This window comes from Brucella pseudogrignonensis, assembly GCF_031454375.1.
GTDB classification, from domain to species: domain Bacteria; phylum Pseudomonadota; class Alphaproteobacteria; order Rhizobiales; family Rhizobiaceae; genus Brucella; species Brucella pseudogrignonensis_A.
This window is the reverse complement of record NZ_JAVDQT010000002.1, coordinates 407,933-425,332: the sequence shown is the minus strand read 5'-3', so window position 1 is coordinate 425,332 and position 17,400 is coordinate 407,933. Positions and strand designations below refer to the sequence as shown.

The window sequence follows — 17,400 nt, the reverse complement described above, 5'->3', positions numbered from 1 at the left end:
CGATCAGCCCTCTACAAAAATCATCGCAGGCGTTTCAAGCAGGCTCTTCAGCTTCTGCACGAATACTGCCGCATCCCATCCATCGATAACGCGATGGTCGAAGCTGCACGACAGGTTCATCATTTTGCGCGGAACAAATTGTGTGCCGTCCCACATCGGGCGCACGGCCATTTTGTTGATGCCGACAATCGCCACTTCGGGCCGGTTGATAATCGGCGTGGTTGCGATGGCGCCTAATGGCCCCAATGACGTGATGGTTATGGTCGAGCCTGTCAGTTCTTCGCGCTTGGCTGTGCCGTTGCGCGCTGCTTCCGTCACTCGGACAAGTTCCGATGAGGCGGCAAAGACAGAAAGGCTTTCCGCGTGGCGAACCACCGGCACGATAAGACCGTTTGGCGTCTGTGTGGCAATGCCCACATGCACACCGCCAAACTGGCGAATTATGTCTGCTTCATCATCGAAATGTGCGTTGAGACCAGGCTGTTCTTTGACTGCCTTGACGATTGTACGGATAACAAATGGCAGCAAGGTCAGGCGCGGACGCCCTTCCTTCTTCTCATTGTTAAGCCCCGTGCGAAGGTCTTCAAGCTGTGTCACATCCACTTCTTCAACGATAGTAATGTGCGGAATATGGCGTTTTGCTTCAGCCATACGCTCTGCAATCTTGCGCCGCAGGCCGATGACCTTGATCTCGTTGATCGAAGTGTCTGCAACATAACCCGACACTGCAGACGCGGCTCCGCTCTCAGTCTGGAAAAAGGCGTCCAGATCTTCATGCGTAATGCGTCCGGCAGGGCCGCTACCTTTGACGCGTCTTAAATCAATGCCTGCGTCGCGTGCGCGCAACCTGACCGATGGTGTTGCCAGCGGTTTTTCACCTTCTGCGCGCACCGGCCCGGCACCGGTAAAAGCCCGGCTTGAGGTTTCTTTTTTCTGCGCAACAGCTTTAGGTGGAACCGGCGTTTGCAACAGCACAGGCGCTTCCGCGCTGGTTGTTTGCGACTGAGGTGTTTCAGCTGGAGTGGCATCTACAGGTTCTGGTGCTTCCAATTTTTGTTCGCTGCTTCCACTTTCTATTTCGAGGCGCACCAGTTCGGAGCCAACAGCAATTTTCTCGCCGATTTCGCCATTCACCGCGATGACTTTACCACTGCGCGAGGAAGGGATTTCAACTGTTGCCTTATCGGTCATGACGGCAGCAAGCAGATCGTCCTCCCGGACAACATCGCCAACCTTAACATGCCATTCGACAAGTTCAGCCTCTGCAACGCCTTCGCCAACATCAGGGAGCTTGATCGCAAAATGAGCCATTTAAGCCTCCATGATTGAAACGAGTGCACGACCGACACGATCTGGTCCGGGAAAATAGGCCCATTCCTGTGCGTGTGGGTATGGCGTATCCCAGCCCGTCACGCGGATGATCGGTGCTTCAAGATGATAGAAACATTCGCGCTGCACGAGTGCCGCAAGCTCGGCGCCGTAACCGCAGGTCAGTGTTGCTTCATGCACAATGACGCAACGCCCGGTTTTCTTAACGGAAGCCATGATTGTTTCCGTGTCGAGTGGGAGCAGCGTGCGCAGGTCGATCACTTCGGCATCGACGCCGGTTTCTTCGGTCGCTGCTAATGCCACGTGAACCATCGTGCCATAGGCCAGAACAGTCACATCGCTGCCTTCACGTCTGATTGCAGCCTTGCCGAGTGGCACGGTATAGTAGCCTTCTGGCACTTCGCCCAGCTCATGCTTTTTCCAGGAAGTGACGGGCTTGTCGTGATGTCCGTCAAAAGGTCCGTTATAAAGGCGCTTCGGCTCGAACATGATGACAGGATCGGGATCTTCAATTGCTGCCAGCAGCAGACCTTTGGCATCGGCAGGCGTTGAAGGCATCACGGTCTTCAGACCGGAAACATGGGTGAAAAGCGCTTCCGGACTTTGGCTGTGCGTCTGCCCACCATAAATGCCGCCGCCCGAAGGCATACGAATAACCATAGGGCATGTAAACTCACCCGCCGAGCGATAACGCATACGCGCAGCCTCTGAGACGATCTGGTCGTAGGCCGGATAAACGTAATCGGCAAACTGGACTTCGATACAGGGGCGCAAGCCGTAAGTCGCCATGCCAATCGCCGTGCCGACAATACCTAGCTCACTGATTGGCGCATCAAAACACCGGTCCCTGCCGTATTTCTTTTGCAGTCCTGCGGTGCAGCGAAAAACCCCGCCGAAATAACCAACGTCTTCACCGAACACGACAACTTTATCATCGCGCTCCATGGCAATGTCATGAGCGTTCTGAATGGCTTCAATCATGGTCATCTTGGACATATATCAGAACCCCGCTTCTTGACGCTGGCGAACAAGATGCGGCGGTGTTTCCGCGTAAACATCTTCGAACATGTCACGCATCGAGGGCTTTCGACCATCGTGAAGTGTGCCGATAGCTTCTGCTTCACGCTGTGCACTGACGACGAGGTCGAGAATTTCCGCTTCTGCTTGCTTGTGCCGCTCATCGGACCAGACGCCACGGTGGATCAGGTGGTTTTTGAGCCGCAGTATTGGATCGCCCAGAGGCCATGCATCGTTTTCAGCCTTCGGGCGATAAGCGGACGGATCGTCAGACGTTGAATGCCCGCCAGCGCGATAGGTCACGTATTCGACAATCGTCGGGCCAAGATTGCGGCGTGCGCGTTCGACTGCCCATTTACCCACCGCATGTACCGCCAAATAATCGTTGCCATCGACACGAAGCGAAGGAATACCAAAGCCGTGGCCGCGCGCCGCAAAGGTACCGGATCCGCCGCGCGCAATGCCCTGAAACGTCGAGATCGCCCATTGATTATTGACGATATTCAGAACAACCGGGGCCTTATATGTGGATGCAAAAACAAGTGCTGCATGAAAGTCGCTTTCGGCAGTCGAACCATCACCAATCCATGCAGCTGCAATTTTGGTGTCGTGGCTGATAGCTGAAGCCATCGCCCAGCCCACAGCCTGCGTGTATTGCGTGGCAAGATTGCCGGAAATGGTGAAGAAGCCATGGTCTTTCGAGGAATACATGACAGGCAATTGGCGACCTTTAAGCGGATCTGCTTCATTTGAGAAAATCTGGTTCATCATGGTGACGAGCGGATAGTCGTCAGCGATGAGAAGCCCTGCCTGCCGATAAGTCGGGAAATTCATGTCGCCTTTACGCAGCGCCTTGCGGAACGCGCAACTGACCGCCTCTTCACCCAGATGCTGCATATAGAACGAGGTTTTGCCCTGCCGCTGCGCCATCATCATGCGGGCATCGTAAGCGCGCAGGATCATCATGTGGCGGAGGCCGTCTTTCAGCTCATCATCGGTCAGCGTACCCGCCCAGGGGCCAACCGCCTCACCTTCGCGATTCAGTACGCGGATGATGCTGAAAGCCAGATCGCGCATTGATTCCGGCTTTTCATCAATCTCGGGACGTCGGACACTCCCTGCCCTCGGTATTTTTACGTGGGAGAAATCCGGCGTATCGCCCGGGCGCCATTCCGGTTCAGGGACATGCAAAGAAAGCACAACATCATCGCTCATGCAGGTGTTCCTCAAAACGTGCATTTAATTTCGAACGAGAGAGCAGATTATTGGTTCCAGCAAAATTGATGCCGGTTCGTCACTGGCTAAGAATACGGCGCAATGACCTCATTTCTCCCATGCGAAGCATTGCTGATTTCCTCCTTCAACACTGCTTTCGTCAGGATGGAGCGGCATGAAAAATAAAGCAATATTATTTTTCTTATCGTGCATTAAATTCTATCAGAACGGTTCTATTGGATTGGATAAATAGCGTAATAAAATTTCTACATTCTTCTAAATGCATTATATAAAAGGAATTTATCGAAATCTTGGACGGTGAATATACGAAATATTATTACAATTCCCATCGCAAAATTAGGGTACCAATTGGTACTATATGCTGCCATTTTTTAGATGACTTATTTTACGCAAAAGAAAACGGCCCGTTTCCGGGCCGCTATCAGAAGCACTTAGTGATGCTTGTTACCTTCACGCGCAAGTTCTGCGGTTGGGTCTCCGTTCAGTCGCTTGCGTGCTCTATCGTCCATTAACTCGTACCACATAGCATTCAGCACAGCGAAAGCGGCTGCGAGTGGTAGGCCAAGAAGCCAGGAAAAATACCACATCTTGCTTTCCTTTCTCGATTATATTGTAAGGGCGATCACAGCCCAATGATGCATTAATAAGCGTGATTGCTTTCGTCCTCGATGTCGCTTTTCTCGACCTTACCCCATAGAACTTTGTAGACCCATGATGTGTAAGCGACGATGAGCGGCAGGAAGATCAACGTCACCACGAGCATGATGAACAGCGTCATATGGCTTGACGATGCATCCCAAACAGTGAGGCTTGAACGCAAGTCAACTGACGATGGCAGGATGAACGGGAACATTGAAACGCCAACTGACGCAATGACCCCAAAGATTGAAACGGCACCAAACAGAATTGGGGCGAGTTCCCTTCCCTTTCGCAGCGCGATAAGCACAAGCAACGGTCCCAGAATACCCAGTGCCGGTGCGATGAGCAGCACAGGATAGTTCATATAGTTATCGAACCAGGCTGCATGATCCAGCTCCACAACCTTGCGCAGCGGATTTGACGGACCATCCGGCACCACAGTGCTGGTGATCTTATAACCCGAAACCCACATCCAGCTGATGATACCAGCAAGGACATACAGGGCTGTGGTTACGATAGCTGCAACACTACCGTAAGCGCGCGCCCGTGCCTGAACCGTACCAGTTGTTTTAAGCACGAGCCACGACGCCCCATGCATAACCAGCATAGAGACAGACAGCAGACCGCATAGCAGCGCAAACGGATTGAGCAAACCGAAGAATGTTCCGTCATAGAAAATCTGAAGATCTCCATTGAAACGAAATGGAACACCCTGCAACACGTTACCGACTGCGACACCAAAGATCAATGATGGCACAAAGCCACCAATGAACAGTGCCCAGTCCCAGCCGGTACGCCATGCATCGCTGTCGCGCTTGGAACGGTATTTGAAACCAACTGGACGCAAAATAAGTGCGAACAATATGGCGAACATCGCCAGATAGAAGCCGGAAAAAGACACTGCGTAAAGCGGCGGCCAGGCGGCAAAGATTGCACCACCACCGAGAACCAGCCAGACTTGATTGCCTTCCCAGACGGGTCCAATCGTATTGATAACCACGCGTCGTTCGATGTCGGTCTTGCCTACAAATGGCAAAAGTGTGCCGACACCGAGATCGAAGCCATCCATTACGGCAAAGCCAATCAGTAATACGCCGAGCAGTACCCACCAGATGACGCGCAGTGTTTGATAGTCCAACAAATCGCTGAGTATCATGTTCTTTACTCCGCTGGCGCAATGCTTGCAGGTGCCAGCTTTGCTTCCGGTTTGCTGTCAGGTTCTGGTCCAGCCTTAATGGCACGCAGCATGAGTGCCATCTCTATGACGAAGAGGACCGTGTAAATTGCGACAAAGCAAACGATGGTGAAGAGAACCGTCGAAGCACCAAGATTGGACACGGCAACGGCTGTCGGCAGAATACCTTCAATAATCCACGGCTGACGCCCGAACTCGGCAACAATCCAGCCCATTTCTGCTGCAATCCACGGAAGCGGTATCGCAAAAACGGCGACTTTTAGCAGGAACGGATAATGATCGAGCTTACGACGCGCAGACAAGACAAAGAATGTCCCCGTCAGCAGAATTAAGAAGAAGCCGATGCCGACCATGATGCGGAACGACCAGAACAACGGCAATACACCGGGCACCGTATCATTCGCCGCCTGTGTAATCTGCGCATCCGTCGCCTGACGCGGATCATCGACATAGCGCTTGAGAAGCAGCGCATAACCCATCCACTGACTGTTATCAGCGAATGCATCTTTCACATCCTGAGAAACAGCATTGGTGTCGTGCGCAGCGCGAATTTGCTGCAATGCATCATAGGCAATCAAACCCTTGCGGATATGCCCCTGCGCATTCTCGACAAGCTGTTCAATTCCTTCGATAGGCGTTGTCAGCGAACGCGTGCCGATAAGACCCATGACCCATGGAATATGCACAGCATAGTGCGTTTCGCGTGCTTCCTGATCAGGAAAGCCAAATGCAGTGAACGAAGCCGGAGCTGGCTCAGTTTCCCACATGGCTTCGATGGCTGCGATTTTCATCTTTTGATGCTCGTTGGCGAGATAGCCACTTTCGTCACCCAGAACGACAACAGAAAGCGATGCCGCGAGACCAAAAGATGCGGCGACCGTCATCGACCGCTTAGCGAGTTCGGTGGAACGGCCTTTCAGCAAATACCAGGCCGAAACGCCCAGAACGAAGATCGAAGCGGTTACATAGCCAGCCGAAACCGTATGCACGAATTTTGCCTGTGCAACCGGGTTCATCAAAACTGCGAAGAAATCAGTGATTTCCATCCGCATGGTTTCAGGATTGAAGGCTGATCCGACTGGATTTTGCATCCAGCCATTGGCAATTAGAATCCAAAGTGCCGAGAAGTTGGAACCCGCAGCGACAGCATAAGTCGCCATCAGGTGCCCCACTTTGGATAATCGATCCCAGCCAAAGAAAAACAGGCCAACGAAGGTCGCCTCTAGGAAGAAGGCCATCATGCCTTCAATCGCCAGCGGCGCTCCGAAAATGTCGCCAACATAATGGCTGTAATAGCTCCAGTTCATACCGAACTGAAATTCCATCACAACGCCGGTTGCGACACCCATAACGAAGTTGATACCAAACAGCGTACCCCAGAATTTGGTCATCTGCCGCCAGATGAGCCTTCCGGTCATGACATATACGGTTTCCATGATGGCAAGCAGCACGGAAAGACCAAGTGTCAGAGGTACGAAAAGGAAGTGATAAAGTGCCGTGATTGCGAACTGCAATCGCGACAGGGAGACAATATCGAATTCCATCTCTTTAGCCGGACAGTCCGGCCCTCCTGATGTTACGAGCTGCTGTCGGCATCGACCGAAAACAGCCCCCTACTCATATTTCACCTCAGAGAATTGAGGATTTCGCCAAAAGGCGCCTCTCCTTTGGACATTGATTGAATAAGAGCGCCTTGATCCAAAACAATTGCCCGATCACAAATCTGTGCTTCGCGCTGAATATGCGTTGCAATCAGCAGTGTACGACCCTTTGCCTGTTCACTCAGGCGGGAAAGCACGTCTTCAGCGGTCGCCTGATCAAGTCCTTCTGTTGGCTCATCGAGAAGCCATAAAGGGGAGTCCGTCAGGAACAGTCGCGCCAGTGCAAGTCGTCTGGCCTGACCGCCAGACAGCCCAAGCCCGCCTTCGCCCAAAACTGTGTCCAAACCATCGGTTTGAGACTGCATGAATTCTCCAAGCCCCGCAGCTTCCAACGCAGCGTTCAAATCTGCATCATTGGCATTTGGATTTGCGAGCATGAGATTGTTGCGAAGGCTGTCTTTGAAAAGCTCTGTGCGTTGGGTCAAAAGACGAGCAGGTAGAACCTTAACTTCGCCGCTCTCAGCGTTAACCTCTCCTGCAAGTACGTTGAATAACGTAGACTTGCCCGCGCCACTTGTGCCAATCACAGCAACGCGCTCGCCTTCTTTGACGGTAAGACTGATAGCTTTTAAAGCAGTTACTGTAGAACCTTCATGACGTGCGACAACGCTTTGAAGTTCAATAGCATTTCCGTTTTTCGGAAGGCTCATATCCTGGATATCATCTGAAGCTGACAGCGCAGGACCAACGCGGCGAGCCGCCAAAATTGTGCGTCCAAGCTCCACCGCTCCGCGTCTTAGCGCAGCAAAAGGCTCCATAGAACCCAGAATGATAAGAAGCCCAAGTGCAGCGACAGGCGCATTGATAAGCTGAGCTTGCATGAGCAGCCCAACACTGATGAGCCCTCCCGCCATCAAACCAGCATGAAGAATGCCTAATTTCGCGCCTGTCGAAACTTCAATCCGGTTGAGAGTACGGTCGCTAGTTTCGATATAACTGTCCGCTCGCAATATGCTTGCGTTCTGATTAGCCAACCGTCCCGCCATGATCAGTTCTGTTTGCCCTGCAACCAGGTCAACGGTGCGCGCGCGTAGCGCTTCTGTACCTTTGGCGCGCCGGCGCATCGGCTTTTCAGAGCGTCTTGCGGCCCGGAGCGGAAAGCCAAGTCCGAAAACCAGAAGCAACAGTGCAAACACCAACCCAAATGCTGGATGCATCAGCCCGAGTGCAAATCCTGCGATGATGGCCGTTACAAGGGCTGCACCTGCTGGCACGAGTACGCGCAAATAAAGAGAGTCGAGCGCATCAATGTCGGCAGTCAGCCGGAACAACAGCCTTGCAGGCCGCTTGAGTAAGGCATTAGCCGCAGCAGGCCGCGCCCATGCACGAAACAGCTTTTCACGAAGAGCGGCCAGAATGGCGAGTGTAGCTTCATGCGTCACTAACCGTTCCAGATAACGCGTGCCTGTACGCAGGATCGCAAAGAAGCGAATACCCGCTGCAGGCATGAACACGTCAAAAACGATTGCAGTTGAAACAGTCAAACCTGCAATCGCTGTGGCTGTAATGAACCAACCAGAAAGCCCTAGCAGTGCAATGCCTGCTAGCACGGTCATGGTTGCGGCAATAATACCGGCGTAAAGAAGCTTACCCTTGCTACTAAAGAAAAGGCGTAAAATTGGTCGCAGCGCCTGAAGACCATTCATTCCGCAGCCCTCTTTTGCCAGATTTCTGTCGTGGCGCTCATATCATCCAGTCGAATGATGCGATCCATACGGCTTGCCAGCTTTTCGTCATGTGTGGAGATTATCAGCGTCCTGCCTTTGGCAAGATTGATAAGGCTATCAGCGATGCGGTCAGCTGTTTCATGATCGAGATGAGCTGTCGGTTCATCGGCAAGGATAATGTCTGCGTTCTGATCGACCGCAACACGTGCTAAAGCCAGCCTGAGCGCTTCACCGCCAGAGAGACCGGCACCATTTTCGCCAATAACGCCTGCGCCAGTAACTCCCGCGACATGGCCAAGCGCCATCTGCTCAACGATAGCTTGCGTTTTCTTGGCATCGGCGTCACGGCCAAGAGTAATATTAAATCGCGCACTGCCAGCAAATATATGTGGCTTTTGCCCTACCCAGCGCATCCTTGAACGCAGAGTTGTCGCTGTTTCATCGTCGAGAACAATGCCACCAATACGGATTTCACCTGTCTGCGGAGCAGCAAGTCCCGCAATCAGAGCCAGCAATGTCGACTTGCCATAGCCACTTGGAGCAAGGATCGCGACATGCTCACCCGGCTCAACATCAAGATTGAACCCTTTGAAGATGTCTGGCCCATTGCCATAGTGAAAACCAATATCCCGCATGATCAGTGAAGGTTCGGTTGCCACTTTATTTGCTGGCTGAACCGCTCCGAGAACGGGCATCTCATGGGCGGCAAGATTTTCCAGTGCATCAATCGCAGCTTCACCTGATGCGCGATCATGCCAAACGCTCGATAGATCACGCAAAGGCTCAAAAAATGCAGGTGCAAGTAGAAGAATAAAGAGCCCTTCGGCAAGTGTGAGCTTATGGCCCCATGCACCAAAATCGAGCGTTCCAAGAAGATGGAAGCCAATATAAACCGCAACCATGGCAACGCCGATAGCCGCGAAAAGCTCGAGAACCGCCGATGAAAGAAAAGCAATCCGCAGAACAATCATGGTCTTTTTGCGCAAGGTTTCAGCATTATCGCGCAAGCGATTTGCGGTCATATCCACTGCATGAAAGCTGCGGATGGTCGCCAGACCGCGAAGGCGATCAAGCAGAAAACCATTCATATCACCCAAAGCGACAAGCTGCTTTTCACTGGCTGCTTTTGCGCGCCAGCCAATCAGGGCCATAAAAATCGGGATTAGAGGAGCTGCAATCAGCAAGGTCAGTGCAGCAATCCATGAAAACCACAAAACTGCCACCAGAATTGCCAGTGGAACCAGCATGACGCGAATGCGGACGGGCACAAAGCGTGACAGGTAAGGAACAACCATTTCGGCCTGTTCGGCGAGAATGCTGGCGGCCTCACCCGAAGATGATCGTGACGTATCGAGCGGCGAGCGTTGTGAGAGTGCTGTGACGGCCTTTTCGCGTAGCTTTGTGAGTTCTGAACGTGCGGCATCGAAAGCCATCGACGCGCCACGCGCATCAAGCAGACTGCGTATGCAACCAAGAAAAAAGAGCGCTGCGGCTAAATAGTAGATTGTTGCATCAAAGCCAGTACTGGCGAGCAAGCCTACGCCGTAAGCAAGAATTGCGGCTTGTGGCAGCCATATGAGTGCTGCCACTGCCTGAAGTCGCGCCCCCTTTTTGAGGAGAGATGGGACCGGACGGCGACGCGAACGACGTTTGTCGTCCGGTTTTTCGCTGTCCTGTTGTGTCACTTCTTCCGTTTGGGTGCGCGCGACTGTCACTCTCGCTTAGGCTCCTTTTTGGCCGCTGTTCTGCCGCGTCCCAAAGCAACGATCCTGTCGGTCGTTTCCAGAAAACGCGTAACCTTGGCACCAAGCGCCAGAAGGCTGGTTAATCGGTCTGTATCGAGCTTCTTAACGTCATCATACCAGTTGGTGAGCCGTTCGATGAGCGCATACATGTCTTTCATGCGCTCCTGTGCGAACTTGTCGCCGTCATCTTGCGGCTGCTCCATCAGCACTTCGCGCAACACAGTCAATGTTGGGTCGATCTCACGCTTTTTGCGCTCTTCAGCGAGCGTACGCAAAATGACCCAGACATCACCAGGTGTCGTGAAAAAGTCGCGACGGTCGCCCGGTATGTGCTTCAAAAGCACAAGGTTCCAGCCCTGTAATTCGCGGATACCCATCGAGACATTGGAGCGTGATACCCCAAGCGCCTCGACGATATCATCCGCACACAGAGGTTCAGACGATAGATAAAGCAGCGCATAGATTTGACCAACCGTCCGGTTGATACCCCAGCGGCTGCCCATCTCTCCAAAGTGGAGAACAAACGACTGAACAATTGGCGTTAATTCCAAGTCTTCTCTCCCGTAAATTCTGAATTTTCAGAAATTACTGAAATTCAGATAATTTAAATTGCCTGATCCTTCAATCCGCTTGTCTGGATGCAGGGTGCATATGGACAATTGGCCGCAGTCCTCAGCACTCCTCCAAATGCCTCAGACCAAGCTTCCAACCATCATTTCTGGTCGGAAGAAGAAGGAAGCTCTTTGCTATCCTGCGTTTGATCCCGATGAATCACGGCACGGCTGAGCAACATGAGCGTTACCGGGGTTGTGATGACCACAAAAACGGTAATCAACACTTCATGCAGAATCGGCTTGGATTGCAAGATGGAGAAAAACATGATGGAAGCGATCAAGATTCCGCCTGCGCCGAACGAAGAACCGATTGTCGGCGCATGAATGCGTTCATAAAAACTTTTAAAACGAACAAGTCCAATACATCCGACAAGCGTTAAGAACGCACCGGACACCAGAAAAAATGCAATGATTATTGCAGCCCAGACGGGCAGATCAGCAGCTCCGATCATTCGATCACCTCCCCGCGCATCAGGAATTTCGCAAGCGCTACGGTCGCAACAAAGCCCAATATTGAAATAATGAGTGCTGCTTCAAAATAAATGACGCTGCCGGTACGCATACCAAATGTCAGCAACAGTAAAAGCGCGTTCAGATACAGCGCGTCAGTTGCCAGCACACGGTCTTGCGCACGCGGGCCGATAAGCAAGCGATAGACCACACAACCCATCGCGGCGACCAGCATGAGTTGCGCAGCCAGAAGCGACCAGAAAAGAATGACTGCACTCATGCTGATTGCTCCTCTTTAACAACGTCCCTCGCCCCGAATATACGGATGAGCGGCTGCTCATAGCGTTGCTTGATAAGTGTCCGCCAAGCCTTTGCATCTTCCAGATCGAGAACATGGATTGTCAGTGCCTTACGGGTAACATTGTAATCTACCCAAGCTGTTCCCGGCGTTGTGGTGATAATACAGGCAAGGACAGCCAATGCCGTTCGGTTTTCAAGCTCCAGCGGAATAACCACAAAACCCGGATGCCGTTTCTTTCGCGGTGATAGGATGAGCTTAACGACTGCGAGATTGGATGTGAGAATATCAATACTCACGACACCAAACAGCCAAATCATCGTCGGGATTGAGCGCAGATGATTTTTCTGAGGCTGTAGCGCTGTCATTGCATAGCAAGCAAGCAGCGAAATCGGGATCGATAAAAGCAACTGTGCTCGTGTGAAACCATTCAGCAAAAGCCAGAATATGATCAATGCCACGAAGAGCAGCGGGAAAGGTAGAATTTTTCTCATTTTACCTCCACCGTTTCTCCGCCTACACGCGGGGCTTGCAGAACGCTGTTGATATAATCTTGCGGCGAATGAAGTGCGCGAGCCGTTGCATCCATATAGCCCATGGCTGGACCTGCACCAATTGTCAGAGCAAGACAGACAGCAAGAAGTCCAGCAATCGGCACCACTTCGCGTACCAGAACGCGTGGAACATTGCCTTCAAGTGACGCCCAGAATGTGCGTATGCCCGTACGGGTCATTGCAATGAGCGCTGATAGGCCCGACAGCAGAATAAGCGCGATCAATGCCCAGCTTGCAGGACTGACAGGCATTGCCAATGTCGGCGCCGCACCATCACCATTAAACACTGCGGCGAGGATCAGGAATTTTGCAATGAAACCTGAGAACGGCGGCAAGCCAATAAGCAGAATAGCGACAACCGCGAAACAGGTGCCAAGAATAGCCAGAGTTGCTGGCAGCACGACGCCAACTTCCTCTTCTTCTTCTTCCTCCTCGTCATCACCATAGGCTTCCATGGTAACCGCAAGAACATTAGCCGCCGCATCCTGACCGCGCTCGATCAGTTCGATCAACAGGAAGAAAGCCGCAATAGTGAGTGTGGAACTGACCATGTAAAACAGTGCAGCGCCCGTCATTGCCGTATTTCCGCTACCGATTGCGGCGAGCAGAGTGCCAGACGATACCAGAATGCTATAGCTTGCAAGACGTCCCATGGCTTGGGATGCGACCACACCAATCAAGCCGAAAGCCAGCGTAACCATGCCACCGTAATAAAGCCAGTCGTTACCGAAACCGTAGGATTCACCAGCCCCAATACCGAACATAAGCGGTGACAGGCGCAGCAATACGTAAATTCCGACCTTACTCATGATCGCGAAAATCGCAGCAATCGGCGCTGCCGCTGCCGTATAGGTCGGAACGAGCCAGAAGTTCAGCGGCCACATCCCGGCTTTCACCAGGAAAGCGACAGCCAGAATTGCAGCCCCTGCTTCGAGAAGCATCCGGTCTTCAGCCGCAACCTGCGAAATCTTGTGTGCGAGATCAGCCATATTAAGCGTACCTGTCACACCATAGATTAGACTGACACCGATCAGAAACAGCGACGACGCAACGAGGTTGACTGCAATATAATGCATGCCAGCTTTAACGCGGGCTGATCCAGAACCATGTAAAGCGAGCGCATAAGATGCAGCCAGCATAACCTCGAAGAAAACAAACAGGTTGAACAAGTCGCCAGTTAGAAATGCACCATTCAATCCCATCAGCAAAAGCTGGAAGATCGTATGAAAATTCGGGCTTGCCTTGTGCCAATGCGCCAGCGCGAAGCTCAAGGCCGCGAGCGCGAGCACACTGGTCAGCACCAGCATCAGGGCTGCAAGGCGGTCTAACACCAAAACAATACCAAACGGCGCTGGCCAGTTGCCAATCAGATAAACGTCGGCTGTGGGCGCGATATCACTGGCAACGCCCATCAACGTGAACGCGATAACAATCAAGCCAATGATAGAAATCGTGTTGATTGCCATCTTCAGCTTGCGTTTGCGTTCATCGAAAAGCAGCAGAAATGCCGCTGTCACGAGTGGCAGCAGAATTGGCGCGACAATGAGATGTGACTTCCAGTCCAAAATCAATTCTCCTTGCCGTCGACATGGTCGGTTCGCGTCATACCGCGCGATGCAAGGAGAACGACCAGGAAAAGAGCCGTCATTGCGAATCCGATAACAATAGCAGTCAGAACCAGTGCTTGTGGCACTGGATCAGTATATTGCGCCGCTTGCACATTGATGCCTGAATCAAGCACCGGTGGCGCATTGGTGCGCAAACGCCCCATCGAAAAGATGAACAGATTGACGGCGTAAGAAACAAGCGCGAGGCCAATTGCAACCTGAAACGTGCGCGGACGCAAGATCAGCCACACACCAGACGACATCAGGACACCGATTGCGACAGCGAGAACGAGTTCCATCAGTTGTCCTCCTTCGCAGCAGCAAGTTTTTCAACGCGATGTTTACGGATCGACTGATGCGCCAATGCGATCAACATCAGAACTGTTGCACCAACAACAAGTACAAAAACGCCGATATCAAACAGAAGCGCGCTTGCGACCGGCATCTTTCCGATATGTGGTATATCCGCATATTGGAAGAACGTTGTCAGGAACGGATAGCCGAAGAGCCATGCGCCCGCTCCGGTGGCTGCGGCAATCAACAAGCCAAAACCAATCCAGCGAACAGGCAAAATACGCAGGTGATCTTCAACCCAACGCGTACCCGCTGCCAGATATTGCAGAATGAATGCAATCGCCAAAGTGATACCAGCAGCAAAGCCGCCACCCGGCAGGTCGTGGCCACGCAGGATCAAATGCACAGCAAGCACGATAATGACCGGGAAGAGCCATTTCATGATGACAGATGGAACTGCCAGATAATCGGTCAGGGTTTCGCCCTTTTCGCGATCTTCCATTGCCTCATCATATGCATCCTGAATTCTCTGCTGTGCGGTCGAGCCGGTGCTATCAGAAGCCGGACGGAAACGACGCAGAAGTGCGTAAACCGTGAGACCGACGATGCCAAGCACGGCAATTTCGCCAAATGTATCAAAGGCACGGAAATCAACGAGCGTAACATTCACGACGTTTTTGCCGCCACCGCCTGAATAGGCATTTTGCAAGAAGTAATCGCCGATGCTTTCCGGTGATGGGCGCGTCATCATCGCATAGGAGATGATGAACACACCAACCCCACTGCCGATCGCCAGCACGAAATCGCGATAACGACGAATTCTTGGGCCAAACTTGACCGGGATTGGATCCGGATCTTCGAAGCGCTTCGGCAGCCAGCGCAGGCCGAGAAGCAGCAGCACGGTTGTTACAATTTCAACGAGCAGCTGCGTGACCGCGAGATCCGGTGCCGACAGCCAGACAAAGGTGATGCAGGTAATGAGCCCCGCCCCACCAAGCAATATCAATGCAGCCAAGCGATGATACTTAGCCTGATATGCAGCGCCAATGGCACAGGCGCCACCTAGAATCCAAAGGCCAGCAAAGATTGGATCAACCGGCTGCACGCCGAGCATACCGGCATGAATACCATCTTCAAAAATAGGCCATGCTGCAGCAATCAATGCAAAAGCGACAACGATGCGAAGCTGCGGCTGAAGGCGTCGTGTACTCAGAAAACTTTCAGCCTTACGCGCCCAGTTCCATGACACCGTTACCAGCACACGTTCAAAAATACGTTGGCCTTGCAAATGACGGAAAAGCGGTGGGCCGTCTTCACTGGTCGCAAGATAATTCTTGAGCGCCATGAATAGAATAACGCCGCCGATCATCGCCACGATACTCATCATCAGCGGCAGGTTGAAGCCATGCCAGACGGAGAGACTATATTGAGGCGTTGCATCTCCCAGCACCGACGTGACAGCCGAATGCAAAAACGGACCAATGGCGATGTTCGGCACGATACCGATCAACAGGCAAAGCAGCACCAACAATTCTATTGGACGACGCATCCAGTGTGGCGGCTCATGCGGAGCTTTTGGCAGATCATGCGGTGCAGGGCCAAAGAAAGTGGAATAGATAAACCGAACCGAATACGCGACGGTGAAAATACCAGCCAATGTCGCAATATAAGGTGTGAGCGTATCAAGTGTCGATGCCATATGCGTTTCGACCGCTTCGGCAAAGAACATTTCTTTCGACAAAAAGCCGTTAAGCAGCGGCACACCGGCCATTGACGCACTCGCGACCATCGCAAGTGTGGCCGTGTAGGGCATTGCTCGCGCCAACCCGCTCAATTTTCGCATATCGCGAGTGCCGGTTTCATGGTCGATAATACCAGCCGCCATGAACAATGACGCTTTAAATATAGCGTGATTGACCATGTGGAAGATTGCAGCGACAGCGGCCAGTGGGCTGCCAAGGCTTAAAAGCGCTGTGACAAGACCAAGATTGCTGATGGTCGAATAAGCTAGCAAGCCTTTGAGATCTTGCTGGAACACCGCAAAGAAACTGCCGATCAGCAAGGTTGTGAGACCTGCAAGACCAAGTATCCAGAACCATTCTTCCGTGCCAGAAAACACTGGCCACAGACGCGCCAACAGGAAAACACCCGCTTTAACCATCGTCGCAGAGTGCAGGTAGGCTGAAACTGGCGTTGGCGCCGCCATCGCATTAGGCAACCAGAAATGAAATGGAAATTGTGCCGACTTCGTGAAAGCCGCCATCAAAATGAGGACAAGCGTCACAGTATAGAGCGGATGCGTGCGAACGACGTTCCCAGCTTCCAGAACCTTGTCGAGATCATAGCTGCCAACAATATGACCAAGCAGCAGCACGCCAGCCATCAAACAAAAGCCGCCAATGCCTGTGACGGTCAACGCCATACGCGCGCCATCACGCGCACTGGCGTTGTGATACCAATAGCCGATCAACAGGAACGAGAAGATACTCGTCAGCTCCCAGAAAACGGCAAGCAGCACAATATTACCCGACAAAACCACGCCGAGCATTGACCCCATAAAAGACAAAAGAAACGAGAAAAACCGAGGGACCGGATCTTCGGGCGACATATAATAGCGTGCATAGATCACGACCAACAAACCGATGCCGGTAATCAGCATGGCGAATAGCCATGCGAAGCCATCCATACGGAAAGTGATATTCAATCCATAATTTGGAAGCCAATCGATCGATCCGCGAACAACGCCGCCGTTAGCTACGATTGGATAAAGACTTGCTGTTATGACAAAAGCGACAAGGGCAATAGCTGCCGTAAACCAGGCAGAACCGCTTCTATCAACTCCGCGAAATAGACCTGTTACAGCACTGCCAAGAAACGGAAGAAGGACCAGCAAAAAGAGCATCCTGCCGTCCATCGTCATGCGCCCAAGGCCTCCTATCCGCAATCAAGGTTGATCCGAAGCAGGCACCGCTCATGAAAAACAGTAACAGAAACGCTCCGGTAAGGTATCGTGAGGAATCATATATTCCGATGTTTTTATTATGACCGGCTAGGCACTTTTATGGCAATAGCTTTCAATGGCTTATCGCGTTAT

At 52.2% G+C, this 17,400-nt stretch carries 15 protein-coding genes; all 15 read right to left on the bottom strand.

Features of this window, described 5'->3' with window-relative positions:
- Positions 1 to 3 precede the first annotated feature (3 nt).
- The 15 genes from J2782_RS09815 to J2782_RS09745 all read right to left on the bottom strand — a co-directional run bounded on the left by J2782_RS09815 (position 4) and on the right by J2782_RS09745 (position 17,226).
- Positions 4 to 1,311, bottom strand: a complete 1,308-nt coding sequence (locus J2782_RS09815; protein WP_310011884.1) for a dihydrolipoamide acetyltransferase family protein — start codon at positions 1,309 to 1,311, stop codon at positions 4 to 6.
- Entirely contained in the window at positions 1,312 to 2,325 is a 1,014-nt protein-coding gene (locus tag J2782_RS09810) for an alpha-ketoacid dehydrogenase subunit beta (RefSeq protein WP_310011882.1), read from the bottom strand.
- Positions 2,326 to 2,328: 3 nt separating this feature from the next.
- On the bottom strand, positions 2,329 to 3,561 hold the full coding sequence (locus tag J2782_RS09805) for a 3-methyl-2-oxobutanoate dehydrogenase (2-methylpropanoyl-transferring) subunit alpha (protein ID WP_310011880.1): 1,233 nt from the start codon (positions 3,559 to 3,561) through the stop codon (positions 2,329 to 2,331).
- A gap of 452 nt (positions 3,562 to 4,013) precedes the next feature.
- Complete coding sequence (cydX, locus tag J2782_RS09800; protein WP_250041954.1) at positions 4,014 to 4,169, bottom strand: cytochrome bd-I oxidase subunit CydX; 156 nt, start codon at positions 4,167 to 4,169, stop codon at positions 4,014 to 4,016.
- Positions 4,170 to 4,222: 53 nt separating this feature from the next.
- Positions 4,223 to 5,377: a cytochrome d ubiquinol oxidase subunit II gene (cydB, locus tag J2782_RS09795; RefSeq protein ID WP_310011879.1), complete on the bottom strand. Its 1,155-nt coding sequence runs from the start codon at positions 5,375 to 5,377 to the stop codon at positions 4,223 to 4,225.
- A 5-nt stretch (positions 5,378 to 5,382) separates the two neighbouring features.
- Positions 5,383 to 6,960, bottom strand: a complete 1,578-nt coding sequence (locus J2782_RS09790; RefSeq protein WP_310011877.1) for a cytochrome ubiquinol oxidase subunit I — start codon at positions 6,958 to 6,960, stop codon at positions 5,383 to 5,385.
- Between the two features lie 80 nt (positions 6,961 to 7,040).
- Positions 7,041 to 8,723, bottom strand: a complete 1,683-nt coding sequence (gene cydC / locus J2782_RS09785; protein WP_310011876.1) for a thiol reductant ABC exporter subunit CydC — start codon at positions 8,721 to 8,723, stop codon at positions 7,041 to 7,043.
- Positions 8,720 to 10,459 carry a thiol reductant ABC exporter subunit CydD gene (gene cydD / locus J2782_RS09780; protein ID WP_310011875.1) on the bottom strand — a complete coding sequence of 580 codons (1,740 nt, stop codon included), beginning with the start codon at positions 10,457 to 10,459 and terminating at the stop codon, positions 8,720 to 8,722. Before cydD ends, cydC begins: the two co-directional genes overlap by 4 nt.
- Positions 10,456 to 11,040 (bottom strand): GbsR/MarR family transcriptional regulator, encoded by a 585-nt coding sequence (locus J2782_RS09775; protein ID WP_250041963.1) that lies wholly within the window; start codon positions 11,038 to 11,040, stop codon positions 10,456 to 10,458. The genes cydD and J2782_RS09775 overlap by 4 nt, the downstream gene beginning before the upstream one ends.
- A gap of 161 nt (positions 11,041 to 11,201) precedes the next feature.
- Positions 11,202 to 11,555, bottom strand: coding sequence for a monovalent cation/H(+) antiporter subunit G (gene mnhG, locus J2782_RS09770; protein WP_310011874.1), 354 nt, complete (start codon positions 11,553 to 11,555; stop codon positions 11,202 to 11,204).
- Positions 11,552 to 11,833: a K+/H+ antiporter subunit F gene (locus tag J2782_RS09765; protein WP_250041967.1), complete on the bottom strand. Its 282-nt coding sequence runs from the start codon at positions 11,831 to 11,833 to the stop codon at positions 11,552 to 11,554. Before J2782_RS09765 ends, mnhG begins: the two co-directional genes overlap by 4 nt.
- Positions 11,830 to 12,345 carry a Na+/H+ antiporter subunit E gene (locus tag J2782_RS09760; protein ID WP_310011873.1) on the bottom strand — a complete coding sequence of 172 codons (516 nt, stop codon included), beginning with the start codon at positions 12,343 to 12,345 and terminating at the stop codon, positions 11,830 to 11,832. Before J2782_RS09760 ends, J2782_RS09765 begins: the two co-directional genes overlap by 4 nt.
- A complete protein-coding gene (locus J2782_RS09755) occupies positions 12,342 to 13,970 on the bottom strand; it encodes a monovalent cation/H+ antiporter subunit D (protein ID WP_310011871.1) in 1,629 nt (542 codons plus the stop codon). Before J2782_RS09755 ends, J2782_RS09760 begins: the two co-directional genes overlap by 4 nt.
- A gap of 2 nt (positions 13,971 to 13,972) precedes the next feature.
- A complete protein-coding gene (locus J2782_RS09750; protein WP_140903345.1) occupies positions 13,973 to 14,311 on the bottom strand; it encodes a Na+/H+ antiporter subunit C in 339 nt (112 codons plus the stop codon).
- Positions 14,311 to 17,226, bottom strand: coding sequence for a monovalent cation/H+ antiporter subunit A (locus J2782_RS09745; RefSeq protein WP_310011870.1), 2,916 nt, complete (start codon positions 17,224 to 17,226; stop codon positions 14,311 to 14,313). The genes J2782_RS09750 and J2782_RS09745 overlap by 1 nt, the downstream gene beginning before the upstream one ends.
- Positions 17,227 to 17,400 lie beyond the last annotated feature (174 nt).